The organism is Actinomadura sp. CNU-125 (assembly GCF_001942465.1).
Classification (GTDB): Bacteria; Actinomycetota; Actinomycetes; order Streptosporangiales; family Streptosporangiaceae; genus Spirillospora.
This window is the reverse complement of sequence record NZ_MKJY01000577.1, coordinates 1-24,598: the sequence shown is the minus strand read 5'-3', so window position 1 is coordinate 24,598 and position 24,598 is coordinate 1. Positions and strand designations below refer to the sequence as shown.

The following is a 24,598-nucleotide window of genomic DNA, read 5'->3' as shown; positions in this document are numbered from 1 at the left end:
GGACCGCGAGAGCGGCCCGGGCCCGTCGCGCCTCGCCCGTCAGAGTTCCAGCGCGGCGGGACGGGCGGCGTGCCACCAGACGGCGTAGGTGGTGAGCGCGAGGCCCGCCGCGGCGATCGTCCCGACGGCGCCGTAGTACAGGACCGTGTGGACGCCCGGGACGTCGGGGAACAGCAGCGCGCTCAGCAGGCCGCCCGCCCCCGACACCGCCCCGATGCCCACGCAGACCGGGACGCGCGACGCTCCGCCCGGCGCGGTCGGCGCGGTCGGCGCGTCGGCGCGCGCGTCCGTCCGTACGGGGGCCGTCCGGACCCAGCGGGCCAGCCACAGCAGGACGATCGCCAGCCCGGCCACACCGCTCACGTACTGCAGCCACACGTACACCGCCAACCCGGCGAACGAACCGGTGAGCCACGGCAGTTCACCGGCGAAACTCCAGTTGAGGTGGGTGAACGCGTCCCAGAAGACGTGCGTGGCGGCCCCGATCGCCACCGACGGCACCGCCCAGCCCCAGCGCACCGGCGCGTCCACCGGCAGCCGCCCGCGGACCGGGGACGGGGCCAGCGCCGCCAGCGGCCGCTTCCACAGCAGGTGCCACACCGCGAACGCGGCGAGGCCGATGAGCACGTCGACGGTCACGACGCCGTGCGCCCGATGCGTCGTCCCGCGCAGTTCCATCGCGAAGAAGAAGTACGGGATGTCCGGCGCCATCGACCCGATGACCAGCGCCGACGGCACCAGCGGCCCCCGCGCGAGGGGCAGGACGGCGGCGGGATGGCTCAGCGTGAACGGCACGCGTTCCCCCAGATCGCTCGACGAAGATCGTTCGTCCCGTACGACGAGCGGCGGGCGTCCGGAGTTGTGGAGGGTCCGTGAAGGTCTTCAGGCGGGCTGCGGGACCTCCCGGCGCGACCGCAGCAGCCGGTCCAGGGCCTCGGGGGACGCGGGCGGCGCGGGCAGCCGGTGCTCGTTGAAGTCGTCGACGAGGGTCCGCACCGTCTCGCGGGCGCACGACTTGTTCGTCCCGATGAAGCCGGTCGGGCCGCGCTTGATCCACCCGGCGACGTAGGCGCCCGCGACCGGCTCGCCCGTCCCCACGCGTCCGGCCAGGTTCGGGACGGTGCCGGTGGCCGCGTCGAACGGCAGGCCGGGGACGGGACGCCCGCGGTACCCGATCGACGACAGCACCAGGCCCGCCGCGACGACCTCGGACTCCCCGGTGGGCACCGCGCGGCCGTCGACCAGTTCGGTGCGGGCGAACTCCACGCCCTCGTCCGTGATCCGCTCGGGGGACGCGAGGTACCGCAGGACGATCCGCCGGTTCCCGTTCCCGGACGGTGCGCGGCCGTCCAGTTCGCGGAGCATGCGCAGCTTGTGGACGGTCGAGTGGGGCGGCGACGCGTCGTCCGGTTCGGCCGCGGGGTCGGCGCCCTCGACCGCGACGTCGATGCCCGGGGTGTCGAGCAGGCCGCGCAGCTCGGCGACCGTGAACGCCGACTGCGCGGGGCCGCGCCGCCCGGCGACCACGATCTCCTCGATCCGGGAGCCGCGCAGGGCGTCGAGCGCGGCGGGGGCGATGTCGGTGCCCGCGAGCCGCGCGGGGTCGCTCGCGAGGATCCGCGCCACGTCCAGCGCCACGTTGCCGTTGCCGACGATCACCGCGCGGCGGTGCGACAGGTCGAACGTGCGGTGCGCGTGGTCGGGGTGGCCGTTGTACCAGGCGACGAACTCGGTCGCCGTCCCGGCGAGGTCGGCGCCGGGGACGTCCAGCCGCCGGTCCGACGACGCGCCGACCGCGTAGATCACCGCGTGGTGGTGTTCGAGGAGTTCCTCGTGCGTCACGTCGCGGCCGACCTCGACGCCGTGGAACAGCCGGAAGCCGTCCTGTGCGGAGATCCGGTCGAACAGGTCGGCGACCCGCCGGGTGTTCGGGTGGTCGGGCGCGACGCCCGTCCGGGCGAGGCCGTACGGGACGGTCAGCCGCTCGAACACGTCGACCCGCGCCCCCGGGACGGTCAGCAGCTCGTCGGCGGCGAACATCGCGGCCGGGCCGGACCCGGCGATCGCGACCCGCAGGGGCTCGCCGCCGCGCACCCGCAGCGCGGCGGCTGCGGCGCGAGCAGCGGCGCGGGCGGGCGGGGCCCCGGTAGAAGTCGGCGTTGAGCGGCAGGAACGGGAGCTGCTCGTCCGTCAGCTTCGTGTGCGGGAGGATCGCGCCGACCGGGCACGCCGACACGCACGCCCCGCAGTCCACGCAGGTCGCGGGATCGATGTAGAGCATCTCCGCGGTGTGGAAGTCGGGTTCGTCCGGTGTGGGGTGGATGCAGTTGACCGGGCAGGCGTGGACGCACGAGGCGTCGTTGCAGCACGACTGCGTGACGACGTGGGGCATCGGGTCAGGCCGCCTGCCGCGCCGGACGGTGCGGCTCGCCGCGGTACCGCGAGGCGGGGCCGTCGATGTGGCACATCCGCCACAGCCGCTTCGCGACGGGGTTCATCAGCCCGAGCTCCTCGGCCAGCATCCGGACGTCGCCGAAGTAGCCGCGCAGGATCTCCCGCGAGTGCGGGCGGCTCCAGAACGCCTCCCGGATCACCTTGCGGGGGATGCCGAACTCCTTGGCCATCTCCCCCGGGGGCGCCATGATCGCGCCCGCCAGCCAGCGCATGATCAGCGGGTAGGCGATCGAGGTGACCGCGCGGCCCGCCTTCGTCTGCCGCGACACGTGCTCGTGCAGGAACCGGTGCGCGAACGAGATGTGCCGCGCCTCCTCGGCGATGTGGATCTCCATCGTGCGCAGCAGCGCCGGGGGACGGGCCGCGCCGTCGTGGATCACGCTCTTCTGGAAGTGGTCGATCGGCTCCTCGCCGGCGAGGATGCCGATGAAGAACAGGATCGGCAGGTGCGCGCCCAGGTGCCAGTACTGGGAGGTGAACCGGTAGTCGCGCCGCATGCCGGGCACGTCGGCGCCCGTCCGGTTCACCATCTCCTGGAACATCTGGATGTGGTTGCACTCCTCCGTCATCTCGTGGAGGCAGTACCGGAACTCGGGCGATCCGTTCGGCAGCCGCATCGCGTACTGCATCATGCCGCGGATCAGCACGCTCTCGAACTGGAGCCCGACCTTGGTGATGTTGGCCGACCGCCACATCCCGATCTCGATCTGCCGCTCCAGCGGCAGCGCCTTGTACCAGGGGTGCGCGCCGAGCGGGTCGCAGTCCGGGAGGACCCAGCGCGGGTCGTCGGCCTCGACGGCGAACTCGGGGGAGTCCCAGTCGATGTCGAGGTAGGGGTCGAAACGCCGGTGGACCGATCCCTCGGACAGGGTCCGCAGCACGTCCCGGTACTCCTGATCGATCTCCACGACCGCCTCCAGCCGAGTGACGTTTACACTTACAGGGGTGACTGTAAGCAGCGGCTGGACGGAGGGTCAATACCCGGAACCCGCTCGGGCAACGTGATGTGGGATACTTTTGCGACCCCGGAAGGAAGGCCAAGGTGACCCAGACGAAGAGCGCGACCAGGCGCTTGTCCCTGTCACCCGAGCAGATCCGGGCCAAGATCCTCGACGCCGCCGCCGCGTGCCTCGTCGAAGGCGGCTTCGCCTCCGGGCGCCTCCTGTCGGCCATCGCGCGCCGGGCTCTCCCGCCCGACCCTCTACAAGTACGGCGGCACGATCGACGACATCAAGCACGCCCTGCTCGAACGCGAGCTGGCCGCCTTCCTCGACGCGCTCGCGCCCCGCCTGCGCGCCCTCACCTGGTCGGTCGACGGCATCGCCGACCTGCTGATCTTCATCGTCGGGTACGCCCGCGGCCACACCCTGCTCAGCGCCGCCCTCCGCGACGTCCCCGAACTCGTGCTGCCCGTCTTCACCCTGCAGGCCGCCGAGCCGATCCGCGCCATCAACGAGATGGCGGAGCCGATCGTCCGCGAGCAGATCGACAACGGGAGCATCCCGCCGGTGGACGTCCCCGTCCTCACCGACGTGCTGTTCCGCGTCACCCTCTCCACGGTCCTGATCCGCAGCGACATGGACTTCGACGACCCCGACACCCTGCGCAGCTACCTGCACACCGCGATCAACTTCGCCGCCGCCCTCCCCAAGTCCTGACCGCGGCCCGGCCGCCGGCGGGCCGTCAGCGCAGGGCGGTGCCGTCGGGAAGGCCGATCAGGTCGAGCTCGTCGCGGCGGGGAAGGCCCTCCCAGTCGCCGTGGCTCTGTACGGCGAACGCGCCGACCGTGTGCGCCCGCACGAGGCGCCCCTCGACGTCGAGGCCGTCGAGCAGCCCCGACAGGTAACCGGCGACGAACCCGTCCCCGGCGCCGACCGAGTCGACCGGACGGACGCGCCGCGCGGGCACCGTCCGGACCCCCGCCGCGGTGAACGAGCGGGCCTCGCCGCCGTCCTTGACGACGACCTCCCGCGCCCCGTCCGCCAGCAGCCGCCCGGGCTCCCCGACCAGCGGAAGCTCGTCGGGGGACGCGTCGACGTGGTCGGCGCGCGCGGCGAGCGGCGCGAGCGTGCCCGGCGGCCTCGCGCGTCCAGAGCCGCTCCCGGTGGTTGACGTCGAGGCTGACCCGGGCGCCCGCGCGCGGGCGAGGTCGACCAGCGCGGTCACGGCGGCGCGGCACGACGCGCTCAGCGCGGGGGTGATGCCGGTGACGTGGACGATCCGCGGTGCGGCGTCGAGCGCGGCGTCGAGCGCGGCGACGTCGTCCGGGCACAGCCGCGACCCGGCGGACCCCTCCCGCAGGTACTGGACGCGCGTGACGTCGGCAGCCGCTGCTCGAACATGATCACGCCGGTCGGGGCGGAGCCGTCGCGGCGGACTCCCGACACGTCGACGCCCTCGGCCCGCAGGGTACGGGTGACGAGGCGTCCCGGTTCGTCCGCGCCGACCCGTCCGGCCCACGCGGCGGCGTGCCCGAGGCGGGCGAGGCCGATCGCGACGTTGCTCTCCGCGCCCGCGATGCTCGTCGTGAACCCCGAACCGAGCCGGATCGGGCCCGTGGAACGCAGCGCCATCATCGTCTCGCCGACCGTCAGGACGTCCGTCACGGCCGCACCGCCGCGACGAACGCGCGGGCGCGCGCCCGCAGCGCGTCGAGGTCGCCGCCGTGGGGCGCGTCCCCGCACAGCGGCGAACCGACCCCGACCGCGACCGCGCCCAGCGCGAGGTACTCGACCGCCTCGTCCCGTCCGACGCCCCCGACCGGGACGAACGGGACGTCCGGGAACGGGTCGCGCAGCGCCTTCAGGTAGCCGGGCCCGTGCGCGCTCGCCGGGAACAGCTTCACCGCGTCCACCCCGGACGCGGCGGCGGCCGCGACCTCGGTCGGGGTGAGCGCCCCGGCGAGGACCGGCATGCCGAGCCGCCGCGCTCGTCCACGCCCGCGCCGAGCGTCGGCGTCACCGCGTACCCGGCGCCCGCGTCCCGCGCCCGCCGCGCGTCGTCGGCGCTCAGCACCGTCCCGGCGCTGACCCGGACGCCGCGCCCGCGACCTCCTCGATGACCCGCAGCGCGTCCGCGCCGCTCAGCGAGACCTCGATCAGCGAGATCCCCTCGTCGGCGAGGGCCAGCGCCGTCCGGACGGACGCCGCGCGGTCCCGCCCGCGCACGATCGCGACGAGCCGGTGCCGCCGCAGTTCGGCCGTGATGTCGTTCACCATTCCGCGTGTCCTCCGTCGGGGTGCCGCCACACCGGCGGCCGCCAGCGGTGCCCGACCCGGTCGGCGGCGCGCACCGCGCTCTCGTCGATCTCGATGCCCAGCCCGGGCGCGTCCCACCGCTCGATCGAGCCGTGCGGGAACGCCAGCGGCGCCCGGTCGGCCACGTAGTCGAGCACCTCGGCGCCCTCGTTGTAGTGGATGCCGATGCTCTGCTCCTGGATGAGGAAGTTCGGCGTCGCGAACGCCACCTGGAGGCTCGCGGCCAGCGACAGCGGGCCGAGCGGGCAGTGCGGGGCGAGCAGCGCCCCGAACGTCTCCGCCAGCGACGCGATCCGCCGCACCTCCGAGATGCCGCCCGCGTGCGACAGGTCCGGCTGCGCCACGGCGATCCCCGCCTGCAGCGCGGGCAGGAAGTCGGTGCGGGAGAACAGCCGCTCGCCGCACGCGACGGGCGTCACCGTCGCCGCGACCACGTCGGCGAGCCGGTGCGTGAACTCCGGCAGCACCGGCTCCTCGACGAACAGCGGACGGTACGGCTCCAGCAGCGGGACGAGGCGCCGCGCCGCCGCGACGCCGATCCGCCCGTGGAAGTCGACGGCGAAGTCGTTGCCGTCCCCGACCGCCTCCCGCACCGTCGCGACCCGCCGCACGATCGCGTCGATCTCGCGGGACGTCGGCGCCGCGCCGACCCGTCCGGACGCGTTGATCTTCACGGCGGTCAGCCCCGCGTCGACCTGCGCCGCGGCCGCCTCGCCGACCTCGCCCGGCTCGTCCCCGCCGACCCACCCGTACACCCGCACCCGGTCGCGGACCGCGCCGCCGAGCAGCTGGTGCACCGGCACGCCCAGCGACTTGCCGAGGATGTCCCAGAGCGCCTGGTCGAGGCCCGCGACCGCGCTCGACAGCACCGGGCCGCCCCGGTAGAACGCGGCCTTCGTCATGGTCTGCCACAGGTCCTCGACGCGGCGCGGGTCCTCGCCGAGCAGCAGCTCCGACACCTCCTCGACCGCCGCCCGGGTCGTCTCGGCCCGCCCCTCGACGACCGGCTCGCCCCATCCGACGAGCCCGTCGTCCGTCTCGACCCGGCAGAACAGCCACCGCGGCGGCACCAGGAACGTCTCGACTCCGATGATCTTCACGCGGATCCCTTGGTGATGCTCCAGCCGCCGTCGACGAACAGCGACGCGCCGGTGACGAACGAGGCGTCCGGCCCGGCGAGGAACGCGATCGCGGCCGCGACCTCCGCCGGACGGCCGAGGCGGCCCGCGACGGTCTCGGCGGCGCTGCGCTCCCGCTCGTCCGCGCCGATGCCGTCCCACTGCGCGGTCAGCACCGGCCCGGGCAGGACGGCGTTGACCCGCACGTCCGGGCCGTACTCCACGGCGAGCTGCCGGGTCAGCCCGGTCAGCCCCGCCTTCGCCGCCGCGTACGCGGGGCGGGCGGCCAGCCCGAACGAGGCGTGCACCGACGACACGACGACGATCGACGCGCGCGGGCTGCGGCGCAGGTCGTCCAGCGTGGCCCGCACCCCGAGGAACGTCCCGGTGAGGGTGACGTCGAGCTGCCGCCGCCACGACTCGACCGCGATCTCGTCCGCCGCGCCCGGCTCGTAGCGGACGGCGTTGGACACCAGCACGTCGACCGGGCCGAGCGCCGCGCGGCAGGCGCGGACCGCGCGGTCCCAGGCGTCCGCGTCGCCGACGCGCAGCGCACGCCGAGCGCGCCCGGCAGTTCCGCCGCGACGGCCTCGACCTCCGGTGCTATGTCGAGCAGTGCGACCGCGTACCCGTCGGCGGCCAGCCGCCGCGCGGTCGCCGCGCCGATCCCGTTCGCCGCGCCCGTGACGACCGCGACCGGCCGTTCCCCCGTGGACGCCGTCATCACGCCTCCGTTCGTTCCACGCCCACCCGGACGGCGAGCGACGTCGAGTCTCCGGGCGCGATCGGCTCCCACGGGCCGAGCGCCTCGCATTCGACGATCCGGTCCGGCGGGTTCAACCCGCCGAGATGGTCCAGCGGCCGGGGCAGCGGGTGCTCCATCCACACCTCGGCGCGCGAACCGCCGTCGGGGTACACGGCCCCGTCGCGGACGCCGAAGTCCATCGTCAGCCGGTGCCCCGCCCGCGTGTACGTCAGCCGCCCGGTGGCCCCGGGGAAGCCGAGCTTGCCCACGACGTCCTGTGCGGGCACCTCGATCGTGCCGGGCTCGGGACGCGTCCACGCCGGTGCGGCCGTCCCGACCGCGAGCCCGACCGGGTCGCCCGACTCCGGCCCGACGTCCACCCGGACGGTTCCGCCGCCCGGATACTGGGCGACGTTCCACAGCGCCCACCGCACCGGCTCCGCCGTCTCGTTGACCGCCGTCAGCCGCAGCGCGTACGCCGCGCCGTCCGGCTCGATCTCGCGGCGCAGCCGCAGCCCCGTCCGCGGGTCGTGCTCGCTGGTCAGCGTCACGCGCCCGTCCCGGACGTCCGCGCGGTACGGCCCCGAGTCGAGCACCGGGTCCGGCGGGCCCGCCCACTCGGCGTCCGACGACCACCCCTGCGGCGCGGGCCACGTCTTGTCGCCGCCGTAGTTGCGCCAGTTCGCCATCGGCCCGGACGTGCGTTCCGGCCGGTGCCCGCGGACGGGGTGCAACCGGTCGTCGAGCAGATTCGGGTCGCGCCACAGCAGCTCGTCCCCGTCGTGGACGAGGCTCAGCAGACGACCGCCGAGCGCCGGGACGATCCCCAGCCGCAGCACCCCGTTGTCGAGCCAGACCACGTCGTAAGGCCCGGACGAATCGGTCACAACGTCCGTCATGCGGCGGCGTCCGGTACGAGCACGACCTTGCCGTCGCTGTTCCCGGCGGCGAGCGCGTACGCCTCGTCCGCGCGGGAGAAGCCGAACGTGTCGCTGACGACCTTCTCCGGGCGCAGCCCCCAGCCGACCAGGTTGCGCGCCAGCTCGCTCATCGCGGGCAGCGACGTCACCCAGGACGCGTGGATCGTGAGCTGCTTGTGCAGGAGCGTGTCCGACACCTCGGTGACCAGGTCGCCGCCCTCGCCGACGAGGGACACGTGCCCCCACTCGGCCGCCGCCTCCAGCGCGAGGGAGCGGCCCGGACGGGTGCCGGAGCAGTCGATCGTGACGGCCGCGCCGCCGCGTCCGGTCAGGTCGGCGACGGCTTCGGCCGCGCGGTCGTCGGCCGGGAGCGTCGCGTCGAACACGCCGAGCGTCCCGGCCCAGTCGCGGCGCGCCCCGGACGGTTCGACGCCGATGACCTTGCGCGCGCCCATCCCGCGGCCGATCATCCCGGCGGCGAGCCCGACCGGGCCGAGCCCGACGACCAGCAGGTCGGCGTCGCCGCTCACCCCGGCGCGGCGCAGGCCCTCGTAGGCGGTGCCGAACCCGCAGGCGATCAGCGCGCCGTCCACGTACGACAGCTCGTCCGGGAGCGGCACGCACGTCCGCTCCTCGGCGAGCAGGTACGGGGCGTGCCCGCCGTCGCGCTGCCACCCGTACGACTCGCGCCCGTTGCCGCAGCTGATGTAGTGGCCGCGGCGGCAGTTGTCGCAGAGCCCGCAGCCCACGATGTGGTACACGATGACGCGGTCGCCGACGCCGAAACGCCGCACGCCGGGCCCCGTCCCGACGATCCGTCCGGACGGTTCGTGCCCCGCGACCACGCCGCGGTAGGCGGGGCCGTCGACGCCCCGGTAGCCCTTGTACTCGCGGTAGATGAAGCCGATGTCGCTGCCGCAGATGCCGGACGCGCCGACCTCCACCAGCACCTGCCCGGGCCCCGGTTCGGGCACCGGGTACTCGCGCAGCACGGCCGTCGAGTCGCCGGGCAGGAAGACGCCCTTCATCATAGATTCCATGATCGTCACCGCCGTTCTCAGGAGGTCGCCGCGTTCGCCCGGCCGCGCCGCGCGACGAGCACGTTGATCAGTACGGCGCCGACGATGATCACGCCGCGCACCACGTTCTGCAGGAAGGAGTCGACGCCGAGCAGCACGAGGCCGTTGCCGATGACGGTGATGAACACGACGCCGAGCAGCGTGCCGAGCATCCCGCCGCGGCCGCCGGCCAGCGCCGTCCCGCCGATCACCACGGCCGCGATCACGTCGAACTCCAGCCCGGACGCCGCGCCGCCGCTGCCGGAGCCGAGCCGGGCGGCGAGCAGCACGCCCGCGATCGCCGACAGCAGCCCGGTCGTGGCGAACAGCAGCACCCGGACGCGGGTCAGGTTGATGCCCGCGAGCCGTGCGGCCGCCGCGTTGCCGCCGATCGTGTAGATCGACCGTCCGTACGCGGTGAACTTCGCGATGTAGGCGAACACGGCGAACAGGACGAGCATGACGATCGCCGCGGTCGGGACCCCGAGGACGTCGCCGCCGAGCACGTCGAACAGGCCGCTGTCGGGCAGCGTCACCGGCAGCGCGTCCGTCAGGTACAGGCCGAGGCCGCCGAGGACGCTCCACAGGCCGAGCGTCGTGATGAACGACGGCACGTCGAACGCGGCGCGCAGCCAGCCCGCGAGCGCGCCCCAGACCGCGCCGAGCGCCAGCGTCGCCAGGATCGCCAGAACCGGGTTCAGGCCCCATTCGGTGGCGCCCTTGGCGACCAGCACCGACGCGAACGCCGTCGCCGGGCCGATGCTGATGTCGATCTCCCCGGCGATGATCACGAGCGTGACGCCCCACGCGGCGATCCCGACGGACGCGGCGTCCCGCAGGATGCCGAGCTGGTTGTCCAGCGTCAGGAACCCCGCCGCCGAACTCGTCAGCGCCACGTACAGGACGACGATGGCGACCAGCAGCCCGATCTCGTTGAGCTGGTGCGCCCGGCCCTGGAACAGGCGCGCCGCACCGCCGGTGCTCGCCCCGCCGGGCGGGGCGGTCCGCATGGTGGTCATGGTCTCTCCTCGATTCTCCGGCGGCCGTCTCGGGCGGCCCCGTTCATTGGGCGGCTACGCCGCCATCGCGGCGGACAGGACGGCGTCGACGGTCACGTCTTCGCCGGTGAACTCGGCGGCGATCGTCCCGCCGCGCAGCGCGATCACGCGGTCGCACACCAGCGGCAGCTCCTCCAGCTCGCCGGACACGAACAGCACGGCGGCGCCCTGGTCGGCCAGCTCCCGGACCAGCCGGTAGATGCCCTCCTTGGCCTCGACGTCGACGCCGCGCGTCGGCTCGTCCAGCAGCAGGATCCGGCTGCCCGCGTGCAGCCACCGGCCGATCACGGCCTTCTGCTGGTTGCCGCCGCTGAGGGTGGCGATGGGGGCGCGGCCGGACGCCGTCCGGATCGACAGCCGCTCGATCAGCCCGCGCGCGGCCCGGTCGACCTTGGCGGGCACGACGGACGTGCCGCTGCTGACCGCGCGGAAGTCCGACATCACCATGTTCTCGCCGACGCCCAGCAGCGGGACGATCGCCTCGCCCTTGCGGTCCTCGGGCGTCAGCCCGACGCCGCGCCGCTTCATGCCCGCCGCCGTGACGCGCGGGACGTCGCGGCCCTCGACCCGGACGGTCCCCGCGGCGGCCGCGTCGAACCCGGCGATCGCCCGCAGGATCTCGGTGCGTCCGGACCCCATCAGCCCCGCCAGCCCCAGGATCTCGCCCGGGTACAGGTCGAACGACACCTCGGTGACCTTCGGCGGGACCCGCAGCCCCGAGACCGACAGCAGCGGGACGCCGTCGCGCCGCACCTCCCGCGCCGGGGGCCGCACGGCCGCCTCGTAGGCCGAGCCGAGCATCATCGCGACGGCGTCCTCGGTGGACGTCTCGGCCATGTCGACCGTCCCGACGATCTCCCCGTTCCGCATGATCGTGGCGGTGCGGGCGATCCGCCGGATCTCGTCCAGCCGGTGGCTGACGTAGATCACCGCGACGCCGTCCGCGGCGATCCGCCGCACCGCCTCCAGGACGATCTCGACCTCGGCGGCCGCGAGGGCGCTGGTCGGCTCGTCCAGGATCAGCAGCTTCGGGTCGCGGCGGACGGCGCGACAGATCTCGACGAGCTGCTGCTCGGCGAGCGGCAGCGCGCCGACCCGCGCGTCGGGGGAGATGCGCAGCCCGAGCCGCTCGAACACCTCGCGGGCGGCGGCGCGCATCGCGGCGTGGTCGACGCGGCCGGGGCCCGCCATCGGCCACGCGCCGAGGAACAGGTTCTCGGCCGCGGTCATGCCCGGCACGAGGCTCAGCTCCTGGTGGACGGTCCGCACGCCGAGGTCGCCCGCGCGCCGCACGCCCCCGTCGCCGAGCGCGACGCCGCCGATCTCGACGGTGCCCGCGTCGGCGCGCTCGACGCCCGACAGCACCTTGATCAGCGTGGACTTCCCGGCCCCGTTGCGGCCGAGCAGCGCGCGGACCTCCCCGGGCTCGATCTCCAGGTCCGCCCCCGTGAGAGCCCGGACGCCCGGGTAGTGCCTGGTGACGTCGGCGACGCGCAGCAGCGGCGTGCTCATTGCGCTCCTTCTTTCCTCGGACGGGACGGCGTGCGGCTCGTGCTCCGCTTACGGGATGCCATCGGGGTGCTCCTGCATCCAGCGGGCCCCGTCCTGCGGGCCGAGGTAGCGGTCGATGGGCGCGGGGATGACGAAGTCCTCGGGCGGGTTCCCCGCGACGACGTTCTCGACGGCCTCGCCCGCCAGCCGTCCGACCTTGATGCCGGAGATGTCCGCGACGCCCTTCAGGACGCGCCCGTCCTGCAGCTTCCCGGCGGCGTCGACGGACATGTCGCCGCCGAACACCGCGACCCGTCCGGCCTTGCCGCGCGACTCGACGGCCCGCACCGCGCCGAGCATCTGCGAACCGGCCTCGCCGTAGAAGGCGTCGATGTCGGGGTGCGCGGTCAGCAGCTGCTCGCCGCGCTCGACCGCCTCGTCCATCGTCAGGCCCTGCTGGTTCGCGACGATCTTCGCGCCCGGCACCGCCGCCGTCAGCGCCTTCTCGAATCCCTGCCGCCGCTGGATGCAGACCTCGAACTGCTCGCAGTTGATCACCGCGACCTTCGGGTCCGCGATCCCGGCGGCGCGGAAGTGCGCGGCCATCTGCTCGCCGCTGACCCGCCCGAACTCGGCGGGGTCGCCGAGCACGAACGCGTCCACGAGCTCGCGCGCGGCGGCGTCCTCGACGCACGTGTTGTAGCAGATCACCGGGACGCCGCTCTCGTGCGCCAGGCGCAGCGCCGGGATCGACGCGGTGGCCGAGGCGGGCGACACGACGAGCGCGTCCACCTTCGCCGAGCTCATCGTGTTGACGAACGAGCTTTCCTTGGCCGGGTCGGACTGGATGTTGGTCTGGACGAGCTGCGGCCGGTCTTCGCCGTGCCCGAGCACCCCGCCGAGCCCCCGTTCGACCCCGGCGTAGTAGCCCTCGGCGTTGAGGTAGACGACGCCGATCCGGCCGTTCTCGCCCACCCTGTCGCAGGCGGCCGTGGCCGCGAGCACCAGAACCGCGAGCAGGGCCGGCACGAGCACGGCCCGCCTGCGGCGCTTGGCATGGTTCATGGACGTTCTCCTCGTTCCCGGCTGCCCGGGTCGTTCCCCGGATGCCCGCTGACCTTGTCTAATGCCTCCCCGGCGACCCTGTCAATATTAATTCATAATTTATGGTTAGTCTGGTCGGCGTTAGAGTGCTCGCCGGACGGACCGGCACGACGGGCCGGACGACACGAGGGAGGACCGCCGCACGTGGTGCACTACTCGGAGCGGGGCCTGCACGGCCAGACGGTGCAGGAGATCGCCCGCCGCATCCTGACCGGGGAGCTGGAGCCCGGCGACACCATCGACGTGGCGGCCCTCGGCGACGAGCTCGACCTCAGCCTCACCGCGCTGCGCGAGGCCCTGAAGGTGCTGGCCGCCAAGGGGCTGGTCGCCTCCCGGCAGAAGCGCGGCACGTTCGTCCGCCCCCGGGCGGACTGGAGCCTGCTCGACCCCGACGTCATCCGCTGGCAGTTCGCCAACCGCGACGACGAGACGTTCCTGGAGAACCTCGCCGAGGTGCGCGGCATCATCGAGCCGCAGGCCGCCCGGCTCGCCGCGCGGCGCCGCACCGCCGACGACCTCGCCGCCCTCGACGCCGCCCTGCGCGCGATGGCCGACGCCGACGGCGACACCGCCCGTGCCGTCCAGGCCGACCTGGATTTCCACCGCGCCCTGCTGACGGCGACCCACAACGAGCTGCTGCAGCGCATGGAGGTCGTGATCGAGGTCGGCCTCGCCGAGCGCGACCGGCTCGTGCACGGCGTCCGCCGGCACGACGACCCGGTCCCCAGCCACCGCGCCGTCCTGGACGCCGTCCACGCCGAAGCCCCCGCCGAGGCCGAGCGCGCCATGCACGACCTGCTCGCCAAGGCCGCCCGCGACCTCGACACCCTCGACCGAGACCGTTGATCTCTTCGCTCCGGCCGTGCCGATGGACGTGGGCGACGAACGGGTTCGAACGCGCCCTGCAGCGCCGGTCGGGCCCGTAGACTTTGGTGAAAGACACTGTGAGCAGCGCCGAGGGGGCGGAGTGACGGCTGAACCAGTCGAGCCTGGCCCGCTCGATCCAGAGGAAATCCTGCGTCGGCTGCCTCATGAAGAGAGAGAGCGGTTCATCCGGGAGTACCGGAGCGCACTCGATGCCGCGCATGAGATCTGGCGCTTTCGGCAACTGCAGGAAGTTCTGCGGCTGTGGCATCTCCGGGCCGTCGCATACGCGCAGCCGGACTTCAAGGAGCGCGCGGAACAGGCTCGCACCGGCTCCGGTGACTTCACACCGGCGGACGAGGCGATTCCGGGATGGGCCGAACGCATGGACGGCTCTCGTCGAGCTTCCGCGTCGAGCTCCACGCGACCGCGCTCGCGCTCGCGCAGATCGGCGGCCTCTCGCCCGGCGTCTTCGACGCGCTGGATCAGCGTTGGCTGACGTTGCCGAGCGTCCCTGGGACGCGATGGCCGAGTACACGGGAGAGCCGGAGTATCGCCAGGTGATCTTCGGGAGCTTTGGCCTGGTCTCGTTCTACGTCGATGACGTGGCCGAGATCATCCGGGTCTTCGACATCACTTGGGCGGGCTGACGACGGCACCCGCTCCCGGGGCGCGGCGTGACTTCGGCGTCGAGTCCGGACGGCGACGGCCCGATGATCCGCGACATGGGCCCGCTCCACGGCGAGATGTTCGACTTCGGAGACCTGGCACGCCGTCGGCGAGACCCGACCCGAGACCGTTGATCTCTCTGCTGAAGAATGGCATTCTCGTAAGTCGGGCGAGGCGGAGGGACGTGGCGAGATGCCGGTCATCGACATGGACGGGGTCCGGGCGCTCGGCCGCGAGCTGAGCAACTGGGGACGCTGGGGCGACGACGACCAGCGCGGCACGCTCAACCTCATCGAGCCCGCCCGGGTGAGCGCCGCCGCCACGGCCGTCCGGCGCGGCGTCTCGTTCTCGCTGGCGATGCCCGCCGACGAGAACGGCCCCCACGACCTGCGGACGAGCGGGCGGTTCAACCCCATCCACAGCATGACGCGCTACCGGGGCGACACCCCGCGCGGCGAGTTCACGGGCGGGTTCGCCTCCGCCGAGGACATGCTGATCATCGGGACGCACTCGTCCACGCACTTCGACGCCCTCGCGCACCTCTGGTACGACGACCTGCTCTACAACGGCCACCACCACGACGACGCCGTGACGGCGCGCGGCGCGGAGCGCTGCTCGATCCAGAACCTCGCGTCCGGCGTCGTGTCGCGCGGGATCCTCGCGGACGTCCCGCGCCACCGCGGCCTCGACCACCTCCCGCCCGGCACGGGCGTCGGGCCGGACGAACGCGACGCCGTGCTCGCCGCGCGGGGCGTCGTCCCGCGCCCGGGGACGTCCTGCTGCTGCGGACGGGCACCTACCCCCGGCAGCGGCGCGGCTTCGACGTCGAGCCCGGACGGTCGCCGGGGCTCACCTTCGAGTGCGCCCGCTGGATCCGCGACCACGGCGTCGCGGCGGTGTGCGCGGACAACCTGGCCGTCGAGGTGCTCGGCGCGAACGGCGACGGCCCGATGATCCCGTTCCACATGCTCGCGATCCGCGACATGGGCCTGCTCCTCGGCGAGATGTTCGACTTCGAGGACCTGGCCGCCGACTGCGCCGCCGACGGCGTCTACGAGTGCCTGTTCACCGCGTCGCCGCTGAACGTCCCGTACGCGGTCGGCTCACCCGTCAACCCGATCGCCGTCAAGTGACGGGAGCGGGGCGGGGGCGAACGCCGACTCGGGGGCGCGCAGGGCCGTCAGGCAGAACCGCCACACGTTGTCGGCGAGGAGCCGCCGGTCGGGGGGCTCGCCCATGCCGATGATCAGCGTCAGGAACGAGTTCGTCACCATCGACGTGATGATGTGGACGTCCCAGTCGAGGTCGGCGGGGAACAGCAGGCCCGCGTCGGCTCCCGCGACGACCAGCTCGCGCATCAGCGCCTCGTAGGAGCGGCTCGTCGCGGCGATCGTCTCCGGGCTGGTGGCGGCGATCCGCACGTGCTCGTGCGCGATCACGCGGCTGAGCGCCTCGTTCTCGCGGTGCCACTCAAGCGGCCGCGACACCGCGAGCCGGAGCCGCTCCAGCGGGTCGTCGGTGCTGGTCATGACGTGGTCGCGGATGCGCGGCGTCGAGTCGGTGACGATCGTGGTGAAGACCGTCCGGAGGAACTCCTCCTTGTTGGCGAAGCACCGGTAGAACGTCTTGATCGCCACGCCCGCGGTGCGGACGAGCTCCTCGATCGTGTACGAGGAGTCGCCGCGTTCGAGGAGCAGCCGGTGGCCCGCCGAGACGAGCTTCGCCCGCGGGCCGACGAACGTGCCCGGCCGCCGCCGGGGGATCGCGTTCCCCTCGACGCGCTCCGCCCAGCCCGGCTCCAAAGTCATCCGGCAAGGCTAGCGCGCGGGTCGTCCCGGGCCGGGCGGAATGCGGGGACTGTGACGTCCGGCCCGATCTCCTCGAAAACCGCCTCCAGCCGCATCCCGATCTCCAGGCGGTCCGTGCCGAGGACGGACGCGTGGACGAGCGGGCCCTCGTCGAGCTCCACCAGCGCGACGTTCGGCGGCGCCCCGTCGAACGAGGTCGCGTACCGCTGGTGCACGACCGTCCAGGTGACGAGCGTGCCGCGGCCGCTCGCGTCCGTCCAGGCCATCGCCGCCGCGCCGTGCCGCGGGCACGCCCCGGCGGGCCACACCGCCAGCCCGCAGGTTCCGCAGCGCATGATCAGGTACCGGCCGTCGCGGCAGGCCGCCCAGAACTCCGCGTCCGCCGCGTCCGGCGCGACGTCCCCCGGGTAGGGGCGCGGGACGCCCCCCGGCGCGCCGGTCACCGGGTCTTCCCGAGGACGAGCGAGACGTGCGCCCACGAGCCGTGCACGCCGCCGTTGCCGCCGCTGCCGCTCACCAGGCACAGTTCGGCGTCCGGAACCTGGTTCGTCGGCGCGTCGCCGCGAATCTGCATGATGCCCTCCGACAGCGGGGTGAAGCCGGTCGCGTAGAAGCCCGAGTGCTGCCCGCCCCCGGTGTTGGTGGGCAGCGAACCGCCCGGCCCGGTGTGCCCGTCGCGGACGAACGCCGGGCCCTCGCCCGTCCCGCAGAACCCGTACTCTTCGAGCTGCATGAGCGTCGCGATCGTGAACGGCGCGTAGAGCTGCGCGACGTCGATGTCGCCGGGCGTCACCCCCGCCTGCCCGAAGGCGCGCGGGGCGGCGTCCGGGAGGGCGCCGAACCGTCCGGCCATCGTCCCGTCCCACCAGTTCGCGATGTTGTGCCCGGTGCCCGCGCCGAGGACGGCGACGGGCTCGCCCGCGCAGTCCGCCGCGCGGTCCGCCGACGTCACGACGATCGCGGCGCCGCCGTCGGTCGGGCGGGAGCAGTCCAGCAGCCGCAGCGGGTCGACGATCGTCCGGGACGCCTGGTGGTCGGCGACCGTGATCGGCGCGCCGAACCCGACGGCGCCCGGCCGGACGCTGCCGTAGCCGCGCTCCACGACCGCGACCTCGGCGAGGTCCGCCGAGGTCGCGCCGTGGACGTCGAGGTACCGGCGGGCGGCCAGCGCGTAGACCGCGCCCGGCCCGACCAGCCCGTACAGGTACGGGTAGCCGTAGCTGTACCCGCCGATGTCCGACCTGCCGCCGCCACCGTGGTTCGGCTCCAGCCGGGGCGCCGCCCCGGTGAACGCCTCCCCGTAGACGCTGAGGACGTACTCGGCCTGCCCGCTCGCGATGAGTCCCGCCGCGACGACCACCGACAGGGCGGGCGTCGCGCCGCCCGACATCAGCGCGAACGACGAGCGCGGCGACAGTCCCGCGTAGCGCAGGTCCTCGGGCAGCGCGCCGAAGCAGATGACGGTGTCGACCCGTTCGCGCGGGACGCCCGCGTCCGCGAGCGCGGCGTCGATCGCCCGCCGCCGCAGCTCCCGGGGGGAGATCCCGAGCCGGCGTCCCTGCTCGGTCATGCCGAGCCCCACGATGGCGGCGCCGGTCACGCCGCCCCGCCGGGGGCCGGGAGGGCGGCGGTGTCGGCCGGGGTGAACTGGAACAGCCGCTCGGCGTTCCCGCGCAGGATCTTGTACTGCACCTCGGCGGGCAGCCCGCCGAGCCGCTCGTGCGCGAGCTTGATCGAGTGCGGCCAGGTCGAGTCCGAGTGCGGGTAGTCGGTCTCGATCATCACGTTGTCCTCGCCGATCAGGTCGAGGTTGCGCAGCCCCGCGATGTCGTCGATGAAGCAGCCGTAGACGTGGTCGCGGAACGACTGCCGGATGTCGAAGTTCAGGTAGTCGATCGTCTGCGCGCCGTCGTCCGTCCGGGCCTGCTTGCTGCCCTTGCCGGGGTCGTAGTCGACGCCGCGCTGCACCCAGTACCGCTGCTTGTCGATGACCTGCTCGGCCCGCTCCAGGAAGTACGGGATCCACCCGATGTTGCCTTCGGCCAGCGAGATCTTCAGGTTCGGGAACCGTTCGAACACGCCGCTGAACAGCCAGTCGAGCATCGTGCCGGACGTGCGGACCGCGCCCCACGACAGGTTCGCCATGAACGACGTGTCCTTGTTGATGGACGGGATCTGCGACGACGAGCCGACGTGCATGCAGATGACGACGCCGCATTCCTCGGCGGCCTGGAAGAACGGGTCCCAGTAGCGGTCCGGGTCGTTGATCGTGGGCAGCCCGAGCGGCTCGGGGTTCTCGCTGAACGCGACCGCCCGCACGCCGCGCGCGGCGACCCGCCGCACCTCGGCCGCGGCCTTCTGCGGGTCCCACAGCGGGATGAGCGTGAGCGGAACGAACCGGCCGGGCGCCGCCGCGCACCACTCGTCGATCATCCAGTTGTTGTACGCCTCGATGCAGGCGAGCCCGAGTTCCTTGTCGGCGCCCCGGAAGAACGTCTGCCCGCAGAAGGCGGGGAACGTCGGGAACGTCATCGACGCGAGGATCCCGGCCTCGTTCATGTCCTCGGCGCGGGCCACCGGGTCGTAGCAGCCGGGCCGCATCTCGTTGTAGCCGAGCGGCTCGGGGCTGTAGCTGCTCTTGTCGCGGCCGATGCACGCCGACAGCCCGCTCGCCCGCATCTCGAAGTCGAGGTAGTACCAGGTGCCCTTGCCGTCCTTGTCGATCTCCAGGCGCGGGCCGCGCTCGCGGTGCTTCTCGGGCAGCCACCGCTGCCACAGGTGGCCCGGTTCGAGGACGTGGTCGTCGACGGAGATCAGCCAGTTCAGGTCGGGTGTCGATGACGCCATGGCGGGTCGGTCCTTTCGGTGTGGTGTCGCTCGGTACGGGACGGTCAGACCTTCGCGGGGGTCGCCTCCGGTTCGTCCGCGACCGTCGTCCGGCCGCCGCGGATGAGCAGGGCGAGGACGGTGCCGACGAGGGACAGGCAGGTGAAGACGATCACCGTGGTGACGAACGAGCCGTGCGTCGGCATGTGGGTGCCCTCGACGGTCGAGGTCGCGAGGATCACCGAGGTGATGGCGAGGCCGCAGGCGACGCCGGTGTTGAGGGTGACGCGGTTGACGCCGGTGGCCTCGCCGGTGTGCTCCACCGGCACCGCCTCGACGACCAGGATCGGCAGCGCGGTGAGGGCGAAGCCGTTGGCGAGGCCGGTGAGGGCCAGGCAGAACATGGTCCCGGCGATGGACTGGTCCAGGAACATCCACAGGAAGATGCCGAGGGCGTAGATGAGGGTGCCGAGGACCAGGCACGGGCGGGCGCCCATCTTCTGCGCGATCCGCCCGCTCGCGATCGCCCCCGCGTAGGCGACGATCGCGACGACGAACAGGACGTAGCCGGCGTCCGTCGGGGACAGGCCGAGGCCGACGGGCGCGGTCTCGGGGAGCTGCAGGACCATGTGCGCGAGGATGGAGACCGCGCCCATCGGCCCGGCGCCCACCATGAACGCCGCGGCGGTCGCCAGCGCCACCTTGCGGTTGCGGAACAGCGCGATGCTGACGAGCGGGTCCGGCACGCGCCGCTCCCACCAGATCCAGGTCGCCAGCACCGCGACGCCGACCAGGATCGCGAGGATCACCCGCGGGTCGCTCCAGCCCCAGTCCTCGGACTGGCTGACGCCGAGCAGGATGCCGCCGACCGCCGGGGCGAGCAGCACGGCGCCGACCACGTCGACCGACGGCCGCGGGGTGATGCCGGGGGTGCGCGGCAGCGCGAGCAGCGCGATCAGCGTCGCGGCGACGCCCATGGCGGTGGCCGCCACGAACATGTTGCGCCAGCCGCCGTGGTCGATGAGGACGCCGGCGATCAGCGAGCCCGCGCCGGTGCAGACCGGCACGACGCCGCCGAGCAGCGACATCACGAACGGGACGCGGCGTTCGGGCAGCAGCTCGCGGACGAGGCCGAACGACAGCGGCAGGGCGCCCGCGGCCATGCCCTGCACGCCGCGGCCGAGGATCACCAGCCACAGCGAGGACGCCAGCACGCTGATCAGCGAGCCGACGGCGGCGATCGCCAGCACGGTGACGAGGACGTTGCGGCGGCCGAAGATGTCGCCGAGCCGTCCGGCGGTCGCGGCCGACACCGCGCCGACCAGTAGGTAGGCGGTGCCGGTCCAGCCGACGGCCGCGGAGTCGGCCTCGAAGACCCGCATGAACGTCGGGATGGCGGCGAGCGCCATCGCGGTCTCGAACACGGCGAAGATCTCGATCGCGACGAGCGCGATCACGAGTCCGGTGTGCGAGCGCCGCGGCGGGCGGGCCCGGCGGCGGACCGGGCGGCGGGGACGGCGGGCCGGCCGGCGGACGGTCGGGGGTGGTGGTCAACGGTCCTCCTGGGCACGGGGGTGGGACGAACGTGAAGTTCGGTCAGGCCAGGGTTTCTTCGTTGATCTGCGGCGTGTTGCCCTTATGCGCGGCCGAATAAGGGCAACACGCCGCAGGTCAACGGAGGGAGCGGTTGGGTCAGAGCACCTCGGCGTCTTTGAGTTCGAGGATTTCGGGCCAGTCGTAGCCGAGCTCCAGGAGCACCTGCTCGGAGTGCTCGGCGTGCTCGGGGGCGCGGGTCAGCGACGGGACGCGCTCGTCGAACTGGACGGGCGCGCTCATCAGCCGGACGTCCGTGCCGTCGTGGTCGACCGGGACGGCGTACCCGTTCGCGGTCACCTGCGGATCGTCCGCCGTCTCCTGCATCGTGCGGAGCACCTCCCACGGCGCGGAGAAGCCCGCGAGGCGGGTGCGCCAGTCGGCGAGGGTGCGGGCGGCGAAGACGGCCTCCAGCTCGGCGACGCACGCGTCGTAGTTCGCGGTGCGCGCCTTCGCGTCGGCGAACCGCTCGTCGTCGATCAGCTCGGGCCGGTCGACGTTGCGGCACAGGTCCGGCCACCAGCGGTCGGACTCGATCATCATCAGCGCGATCCAGCGCCCGTCCGCCGTCCGGTAGCCGCGGGCGATCGGGTTCGCCGAGCGTCCCGACTGCACGGGGAACTCCCGTTCGAGGCCCCAGCTGTAGAGGATCGCGCTCGAATGCTGCCAGAGCGCGGTGCCGAGCAGGGAGACGTCCACGAGCGCCCCCTCGCCCGTCCGTTCCCGGCGGAACAGCGCGGCGGCGATCCCGAACGCCAGGTTCATCGCCCCGGCCTTGTCGCCGAACGCGGGCGGCTGCGGCAGCGGACGGTCGGCGTCCGGCGCGGTCAGCGCGGAGGCGATCCCGCCGCGCATCCAGTACGAGGTGAAGTCGTACCCGCCCTTGTCGGTGTCCTCGCCGCGCGGGCCCTGCCCGGTGGCGCGGGCGTAGACGATGCGCGGGTTGCGGGCCCGCACCGTGTCCTCGTCGAAGCCGAGCCGCCTGCGCGCGGGTCCCCGGAAGTTCGTGACGAACACGTCCGACCGGTCGACGAGCTCCATCAGCAGCTCGCGGCCGCGGGGATCGCGCAGGTTGAGCCCCAGGCTGCGCTTGCCCCGGTTGGTCTGCGCGGTGACGATGTTGACCCCGTTGACCGCCGGGACGACCCCGGACGAGGCGAGCCCGCGCTGCGGGTCGCCGGTGACCGGGTCCTCGATCTTGATGACGGACGCGCCGAAGTCCGCGAGCACCGCGGCCGCGGCGGGCGCGAACGTCCACTGCGCCACCTCCAGCACCCGGACGCCGTCGAAGACGGGCGCCTCGCCCCCGGCGGGGCTCATGCCGGCCGGACCGCGGCGCGGCCGGGAATCCGCGCGATCCGGGCCGGTGGAATGGTGTGCCTGAATGGCTCTGCCCGCATGGTGGTTTCTCCTTGAGGGGTGGCCGCATGAGCGAACGAAAGTCACCGTAACCAGTAGAAGGGAGTATGTCCATAGGTAGAAGGTGCTTCTCCGATGAGGTGGCCGACAGGTGATCAAGGCTTCCGGACCTGGGGTCGGACGCCGTCAAGGGTGGCACTCTGAGCTGGGAGAAAATATGGAGAAGCTCATTCTCTTGACGAGTCGAGCGCCTCCGCTTATGGTGAGCGAGCCCGACCGATCGGACGTCCCTGGTGGCGTCGAGCGCTTCCGGGTGTTCTTTCCGGCCATTCCTCGCACATTCATCGGCGACCCGAGCAATCGGGTACGGGCACTTACACGGAGGCGCCGAATCATGGGTCAACTGGACGGCAAGGTCGCGTTCATCACCGGAGCCGGCCGCGGGCAGGGACGCTCGCACGCGGTGCTGCTCGCCGAGCACGGCGCGGACGTGATCGCCGTCGACATCGGCGCCGACATCCCGACCGTCCCCTACCCGATGGCGACCCCGGACGACCTCGCCGAGACCGCCCGCCTGGTCGAGGCCACCGGCCGGCGGTGCGTGACCGAACTCGCCGACGTCCGCGACATCCACGCGCTGAACAAGGCGCTGGAACGCGGCATGGCCGAGCTCGGCGGCGTCGACATCGTCCTCGCCAACGCGGGCGTCCTGCACAGCGACCGCACCGAGACCACCCTCGAACAGGCCGCCGCGCGCTGGGACGACGCCGTCGGCGTGATGCTCACCGGCGTGTTCAACACCCTCAAGGTCGTGCAGCAGCCGCTCATCGACCAGGGCCGGGGCGGCGCCATCGTGATCACCGGATCGACGGCCGGGCTGAAGGGCATGACGGACGGCTCGGGCGGCATGTCCGGGTACAACGCGGCCAAGCACGGCGTCGTGGGCCTCGCCAAGGGGTTCGCGCGGCTGCTCGGGCAGCACAACGTGCGCGTCAACGTGGTCCACCCGACCGCCGTCGACACCTTCATGATCAACAACCCGCACTCGCCGATGACGAGCGCGAGCGGCGCCGCCGCGCTCGCCCGGGTGCTGCCCGTCGACCGGCTGCAGCCGGTCGACGTCAGCCGCACGATCCTGTTCCTCGTGTCGGACGCCGCGTACGCCGTCACGGGCGTCGCGCTCCCCGTCGAAGCCGGGGTGAGCCTTTGATGGCACCGAGCTCCTACGTCGACGCGCCCGCGCCGGCTCCGGCCCGCCGCTGCGCGTCGAGAACCCCGCCGACCTGTCCGCGGTCGCCGACGTCCCGACGGCCGTGCCCGCCGACTTCGAACGGGCCGTGCACGCCGCGCGCCGCGCCTTCGACCGCGGCGGCTGGCCCGCGACGCCCGCGGACGAGCGCGCCGCCGCCGTCCTGCGGTTCCTGGACGCCCTCGAAGCGCGCCGCGAACTCCTCGAGGACACCGTCGTCGCCGAGACCGGCGCGCTCGTCGGATCCGCGCGGACCCTGCACGTGAGCGGGGCGATCGCCCAGGCGCGCGACGCCGTCCGGCTGCACGCGGCCATGCCCGCCGAGGAGCCCAACCCGGTGCCGCTGGACGCGCTCGTCACCGGCGGCCGCGTCGCCGCGAGCGTCCTGACCTGGGAGCCGCTCGGCGTCGTCGCCGCCATCCCCGCCTACAACGTGCCGCTGTTCCTCGCGCTGTGGAAGGTCGTCCCGGCGCTGCTGGCGGGCAACACCGTCGTGCTGCGGCCCAGCCCCCTCGCGCCCCTCGCCGTGCTCGCCGTCGGCGACGCCGCCCACGAGGCCGGACTCCCGCCCGGCGTCGTGAACGCGCTGGCCGAGGCGGGCAGCGCGGGCGCCGAGCTGCTGACGACGATGCCGCAGGTCGACGCCGTCTCGTTCACCGGATCGGCCGCCGTCGGCGCGGCGATCACGGCGCAGGCGGCGCCCACGCACAAGCGCGTCATGCTCGAACTCGGCGGCAAGTCCGCCGCGATCTACCTGCCCGGCGCCGCCGACCGCGCCGCCGCCGGGATCTCGATCGTCATGCGGGCGATGGCGGGCCAGGGCTGCGCGCTGCAGACCCGCGTGCTCGTCCCCGAAGACGAAAAGAAACGGGTCCTGGACGAGGCCGCCGACGCCGTCTCCGCGCTCCGGCTGGGCGACCCGCGCGACCCGTCCACCGAGGTCGGCCCCCTGATCAGCGCCGCCCAGGTCGCCCGCTGCGCGGAGCCACGACGCGGCGGCGCGCGAGCACGGCGGACGCGTCGTC

At 73.5% G+C, this 24,598-nt stretch carries 27 protein-coding genes and 3 pseudogenes; 8 read left to right on the top strand and 22 right to left on the bottom strand.

Annotated elements, in window-relative coordinates; all coding sequences use genetic code 11:
* Window positions 1-39: 39 nt before the first annotated feature.
* The 4 genes and pseudogenes from BJF79_RS44965 to BJF79_RS44955 all read right to left on the bottom strand — a co-directional run bounded on the left by BJF79_RS44965 (window position 40) and on the right by BJF79_RS44955 (window position 3,362).
* Window positions 40-795, bottom strand: a complete 756-nt coding sequence (locus BJF79_RS44965; RefSeq protein WP_075906752.1) for a DUF4184 family protein — start codon at window positions 793-795, stop codon at window positions 40-42.
* An 87-nt stretch (window positions 796-882) separates the two neighbouring features.
* Window positions 883-2,094 (bottom strand): FAD-dependent oxidoreductase, encoded by a 1,212-nt coding sequence (locus BJF79_RS44960; RefSeq protein ID WP_262403507.1) that lies wholly within the window; start codon window positions 2,092-2,094, stop codon window positions 883-885.
* A 145-nt stretch (window positions 2,095-2,239) separates the two neighbouring features.
* Window positions 2,240-2,392: pseudogene (locus BJF79_RS64550) on the bottom strand (ferredoxin family protein); the annotation flags it as partial.
* A 4-nt stretch (window positions 2,393-2,396) separates the two neighbouring features.
* Window positions 2,397-3,362 carry an AurF N-oxygenase family protein gene (locus tag BJF79_RS44955; protein ID WP_083734719.1) on the bottom strand — a complete coding sequence of 322 codons (966 nt, stop codon included), beginning with the start codon at window positions 3,360-3,362 and terminating at the stop codon, window positions 2,397-2,399.
* Between the two features lie 495 nt (window positions 3,363-3,857).
* Here BJF79_RS44955 and BJF79_RS64545 point away from each other — a divergent pair, with 495 nt between their 5' ends.
* Window positions 3,858-4,112 (top strand): hypothetical protein, encoded by a 255-nt coding sequence (locus BJF79_RS64545; protein WP_075906749.1) that lies wholly within the window; start codon window positions 3,858-3,860, stop codon window positions 4,110-4,112.
* Window positions 4,113-4,137: 25 nt separating this feature from the next.
* Here BJF79_RS64545 and BJF79_RS64540 read toward each other — a convergent pair whose 3' ends face one another.
* The 12 genes and pseudogenes from BJF79_RS64540 to BJF79_RS44900 all read right to left on the bottom strand — a co-directional run bounded on the left by BJF79_RS64540 (window position 4,138) and on the right by BJF79_RS44900 (window position 13,166).
* Window positions 4,138-4,620: a carbohydrate kinase family protein gene (locus tag BJF79_RS64540; protein WP_262403506.1), complete on the bottom strand. Its 483-nt coding sequence runs from the start codon at window positions 4,618-4,620 to the stop codon at window positions 4,138-4,140.
* A gap of 20 nt (window positions 4,621-4,640) precedes the next feature.
* On the bottom strand, window positions 4,641-5,060 hold the full coding sequence (locus BJF79_RS64535) for a PfkB family carbohydrate kinase (protein WP_262403505.1): 420 nt from the start codon (window positions 5,058-5,060) through the stop codon (window positions 4,641-4,643).
* Window positions 5,057-5,368, bottom strand: coding sequence for a bifunctional 4-hydroxy-2-oxoglutarate aldolase/2-dehydro-3-deoxy-phosphogluconate aldolase (locus BJF79_RS64530; RefSeq protein WP_262403504.1), 312 nt, complete (start codon window positions 5,366-5,368; stop codon window positions 5,057-5,059). Before BJF79_RS64530 ends, BJF79_RS64535 begins: the two co-directional genes overlap by 4 nt.
* Window positions 5,369-5,462: 94 nt before the next feature.
* Window positions 5,463-5,672, bottom strand: a complete 210-nt coding sequence (locus BJF79_RS64525) for a hypothetical protein (RefSeq protein ID WP_262403503.1) — start codon at window positions 5,670-5,672, stop codon at window positions 5,463-5,465.
* A complete protein-coding gene (gene dgoD / locus BJF79_RS44930) occupies window positions 5,666-6,811 on the bottom strand; it encodes a galactonate dehydratase (protein ID WP_075906748.1) in 1,146 nt (381 codons plus the stop codon). The genes BJF79_RS64525 and dgoD overlap by 7 nt, the downstream gene beginning before the upstream one ends.
* Window positions 6,808-7,380 (bottom strand): SDR family NAD(P)-dependent oxidoreductase, encoded by a 573-nt coding sequence (locus tag BJF79_RS44925; protein WP_262403513.1) that lies wholly within the window; start codon window positions 7,378-7,380, stop codon window positions 6,808-6,810. Before BJF79_RS44925 ends, dgoD begins: the two co-directional genes overlap by 4 nt.
* 71 nt (window positions 7,381-7,451) lie before the next feature.
* A pseudogene (locus tag BJF79_RS64520) lies at window positions 7,452-7,553 on the bottom strand (3-oxoacyl-ACP reductase); the annotation flags it as partial.
* Window positions 7,553-8,473 (bottom strand): hypothetical protein, encoded by a 921-nt coding sequence (locus BJF79_RS44920; RefSeq protein WP_075906747.1) that lies wholly within the window; start codon window positions 8,471-8,473, stop codon window positions 7,553-7,555. The gene BJF79_RS44920 and the pseudogene BJF79_RS64520, both read right to left, overlap by 1 nt.
* Window positions 8,470-9,534, bottom strand: a complete 1,065-nt coding sequence (locus tag BJF79_RS44915) for a zinc-dependent alcohol dehydrogenase family protein (RefSeq protein ID WP_075906765.1) — start codon at window positions 9,532-9,534, stop codon at window positions 8,470-8,472. The genes BJF79_RS44920 and BJF79_RS44915 overlap by 4 nt, the downstream gene beginning before the upstream one ends.
* A 17-nt stretch (window positions 9,535-9,551) precedes the next feature.
* Window positions 9,552-10,571 (bottom strand): ABC transporter permease, encoded by a 1,020-nt coding sequence (locus BJF79_RS44910; RefSeq protein WP_083734718.1) that lies wholly within the window; start codon window positions 10,569-10,571, stop codon window positions 9,552-9,554.
* 54 nt (window positions 10,572-10,625) lie between these two features.
* Window positions 10,626-12,122, bottom strand: a complete 1,497-nt coding sequence (locus tag BJF79_RS44905; RefSeq protein WP_075906746.1) for a sugar ABC transporter ATP-binding protein — start codon at window positions 12,120-12,122, stop codon at window positions 10,626-10,628.
* 48 nt (window positions 12,123-12,170) lie between these two features.
* Entirely contained in the window at window positions 12,171-13,166 is a 996-nt protein-coding gene (locus tag BJF79_RS44900) for a substrate-binding domain-containing protein (protein WP_075906745.1), read from the bottom strand.
* 183 nt (window positions 13,167-13,349) lie between these two features.
* Between BJF79_RS44900 and BJF79_RS44895 the strand changes: the two genes are divergently transcribed.
* From BJF79_RS44895 to BJF79_RS64515, 5 genes and pseudogenes are all read left to right on the top strand, one after another.
* Window positions 13,350-14,051, top strand: coding sequence for a FadR/GntR family transcriptional regulator (locus tag BJF79_RS44895; RefSeq protein WP_075906744.1), 702 nt, complete (start codon window positions 13,350-13,352; stop codon window positions 14,049-14,051).
* Window positions 14,052-14,073: 22 nt separating this feature from the next.
* Window positions 14,074-14,568, top strand: a complete 495-nt coding sequence (locus BJF79_RS67985; RefSeq protein ID WP_410050222.1) for a DUF6247 family protein — start codon at window positions 14,074-14,076, stop codon at window positions 14,566-14,568.
* A complete protein-coding gene (locus BJF79_RS56745) occupies window positions 14,561-14,719 on the top strand; it encodes a hypothetical protein (RefSeq protein WP_158079497.1) in 159 nt (52 codons plus the stop codon). The genes BJF79_RS67985 and BJF79_RS56745 overlap by 8 nt, the downstream gene beginning before the upstream one ends.
* A 264-nt stretch (window positions 14,720-14,983) precedes the next feature.
* Window positions 14,984-15,601, top strand: a pseudogene (locus BJF79_RS44890) (hypothetical protein); the annotation flags it as partial.
* A 33-nt stretch (window positions 15,602-15,634) separates the two neighbouring features.
* Window positions 15,635-15,871, top strand: coding sequence for a hypothetical protein (locus BJF79_RS64515; RefSeq protein ID WP_262403501.1), 237 nt, complete (start codon window positions 15,635-15,637; stop codon window positions 15,869-15,871).
* Here BJF79_RS64515 and BJF79_RS44885 read toward each other — a convergent pair.
* The 6 genes from BJF79_RS44885 to BJF79_RS44860 all read right to left on the bottom strand — a co-directional run bounded on the left by BJF79_RS44885 (window position 15,842) and on the right by BJF79_RS44860 (window position 22,285).
* Window positions 15,842-16,546 carry a TetR/AcrR family transcriptional regulator gene (locus tag BJF79_RS44885; protein ID WP_083734715.1) on the bottom strand — a complete coding sequence of 235 codons (705 nt, stop codon included), beginning with the start codon at window positions 16,544-16,546 and terminating at the stop codon, window positions 15,842-15,844. The two genes, BJF79_RS64515 and BJF79_RS44885, sit on opposite strands and share 30 nt — an antisense overlap.
* Window positions 16,543-16,989, bottom strand: coding sequence for a Zn-ribbon domain-containing OB-fold protein (locus BJF79_RS44880; protein WP_083734714.1), 447 nt, complete (start codon window positions 16,987-16,989; stop codon window positions 16,543-16,545). Before BJF79_RS44880 ends, BJF79_RS44885 begins: the two co-directional genes overlap by 4 nt.
* Window positions 16,986-18,146: a thiolase family protein gene (locus BJF79_RS44875; RefSeq protein WP_143220937.1), complete on the bottom strand. Its 1,161-nt coding sequence runs from the start codon at window positions 18,144-18,146 to the stop codon at window positions 16,986-16,988. The genes BJF79_RS44880 and BJF79_RS44875 overlap by 4 nt, the downstream gene beginning before the upstream one ends.
* Window positions 18,143-19,393 carry an amidohydrolase family protein gene (locus BJF79_RS44870; protein WP_075906742.1) on the bottom strand — a complete coding sequence of 417 codons (1,251 nt, stop codon included), beginning with the start codon at window positions 19,391-19,393 and terminating at the stop codon, window positions 18,143-18,145. The genes BJF79_RS44875 and BJF79_RS44870 overlap by 4 nt, the downstream gene beginning before the upstream one ends.
* Before the next feature lie 44 nt (window positions 19,394-19,437).
* On the bottom strand, window positions 19,438-20,829 hold the full coding sequence (locus BJF79_RS44865) for an MFS transporter (RefSeq protein ID WP_083734713.1): 1,392 nt from the start codon (window positions 20,827-20,829) through the stop codon (window positions 19,438-19,440).
* 235 nt (window positions 20,830-21,064) lie between these two features.
* Entirely contained in the window at window positions 21,065-22,285 is a 1,221-nt protein-coding gene (locus tag BJF79_RS44860; protein ID WP_075906741.1) for a CaiB/BaiF CoA transferase family protein, read from the bottom strand.
* A 433-nt stretch (window positions 22,286-22,718) separates the two neighbouring features.
* Here BJF79_RS44860 and BJF79_RS44855 point away from each other — a divergent pair, with 433 nt between their 5' ends.
* Both BJF79_RS44855 and BJF79_RS44850 read left to right on the top strand, forming a co-directional pair.
* The gene (locus BJF79_RS44855; RefSeq protein WP_075906740.1) at window positions 22,719-23,534 is read left to right on the top strand and encodes a mycofactocin-coupled SDR family oxidoreductase; all 816 of its coding nucleotides are present in this window, start codon (window positions 22,719-22,721) and stop codon (window positions 23,532-23,534) included.
* Window positions 23,535-23,637: 103 nt separating this feature from the next.
* A partial coding sequence (locus tag BJF79_RS44850; protein ID WP_143220936.1) for an aldehyde dehydrogenase family protein occupies window positions 23,638-24,598 on the top strand: 961 nt, incomplete at its 3' end.

Excerpts from the sequence above, each read along its gene's own strand:
- BJF79_RS64530 (WP_262403504.1), bottom strand. The coding sequence starts at position 5,368 with ATGCCGGTCCTCGCCGGGGCGCTCACCCCGACCGAGGTCGCGGCCGCC.
- BJF79_RS64525 (WP_262403503.1), bottom strand. The coding sequence starts at position 5,672 with ATGGTGAACGACATCACGGCCGAACTGCGGCGGCACCGGCTCGTCGCG.
- BJF79_RS44920 (WP_075906747.1), bottom strand. The coding sequence starts at position 8,473 with ATGACGGACGTTGTGACCGATTCGTCCGGGCCTTACGACGTGGTCTGG.
- BJF79_RS44915 (WP_075906765.1), bottom strand. The coding sequence starts at position 9,534 with ATGGAATCTATGATGAAGGGCGTCTTCCTGCCCGGCGACTCGACGGCC.
- BJF79_RS44910 (WP_083734718.1), bottom strand. The coding sequence starts at position 10,571 with ATGACCACCATGCGGACCGCCCCGCCCGGCGGGGCGAGCACCGGCGGT.
- BJF79_RS44905 (WP_075906746.1), bottom strand. The coding sequence starts at position 12,122 with ATGAGCACGCCGCTGCTGCGCGTCGCCGACGTCACCAGGCACTACCCG.
- BJF79_RS44900 (WP_075906745.1), bottom strand. The coding sequence starts at position 13,166 with ATGAACCATGCCAAGCGCCGCAGGCGGGCCGTGCTCGTGCCGGCCCTG.
- BJF79_RS67985 (WP_410050222.1), top strand. The coding sequence starts at position 14,074 with ATGGACGTGGGCGACGAACGGGTTCGAACGCGCCCTGCAGCGCCGGTC.
- BJF79_RS44885 (WP_083734715.1), bottom strand. The coding sequence starts at position 16,546 with ATGACTTTGGAGCCGGGCTGGGCGGAGCGCGTCGAGGGGAACGCGATC.
- BJF79_RS44870 (WP_075906742.1), bottom strand. The coding sequence starts at position 19,393 with ATGGCGTCATCGACACCCGACCTGAACTGGCTGATCTCCGTCGACGAC.
- BJF79_RS44860 (WP_075906741.1), bottom strand. The coding sequence starts at position 22,285 with ATGAGCCCCGCCGGGGGCGAGGCGCCCGTCTTCGACGGCGTCCGGGTG.
- BJF79_RS44855 (WP_075906740.1), top strand. The coding sequence starts at position 22,719 with ATGGGTCAACTGGACGGCAAGGTCGCGTTCATCACCGGAGCCGGCCGC.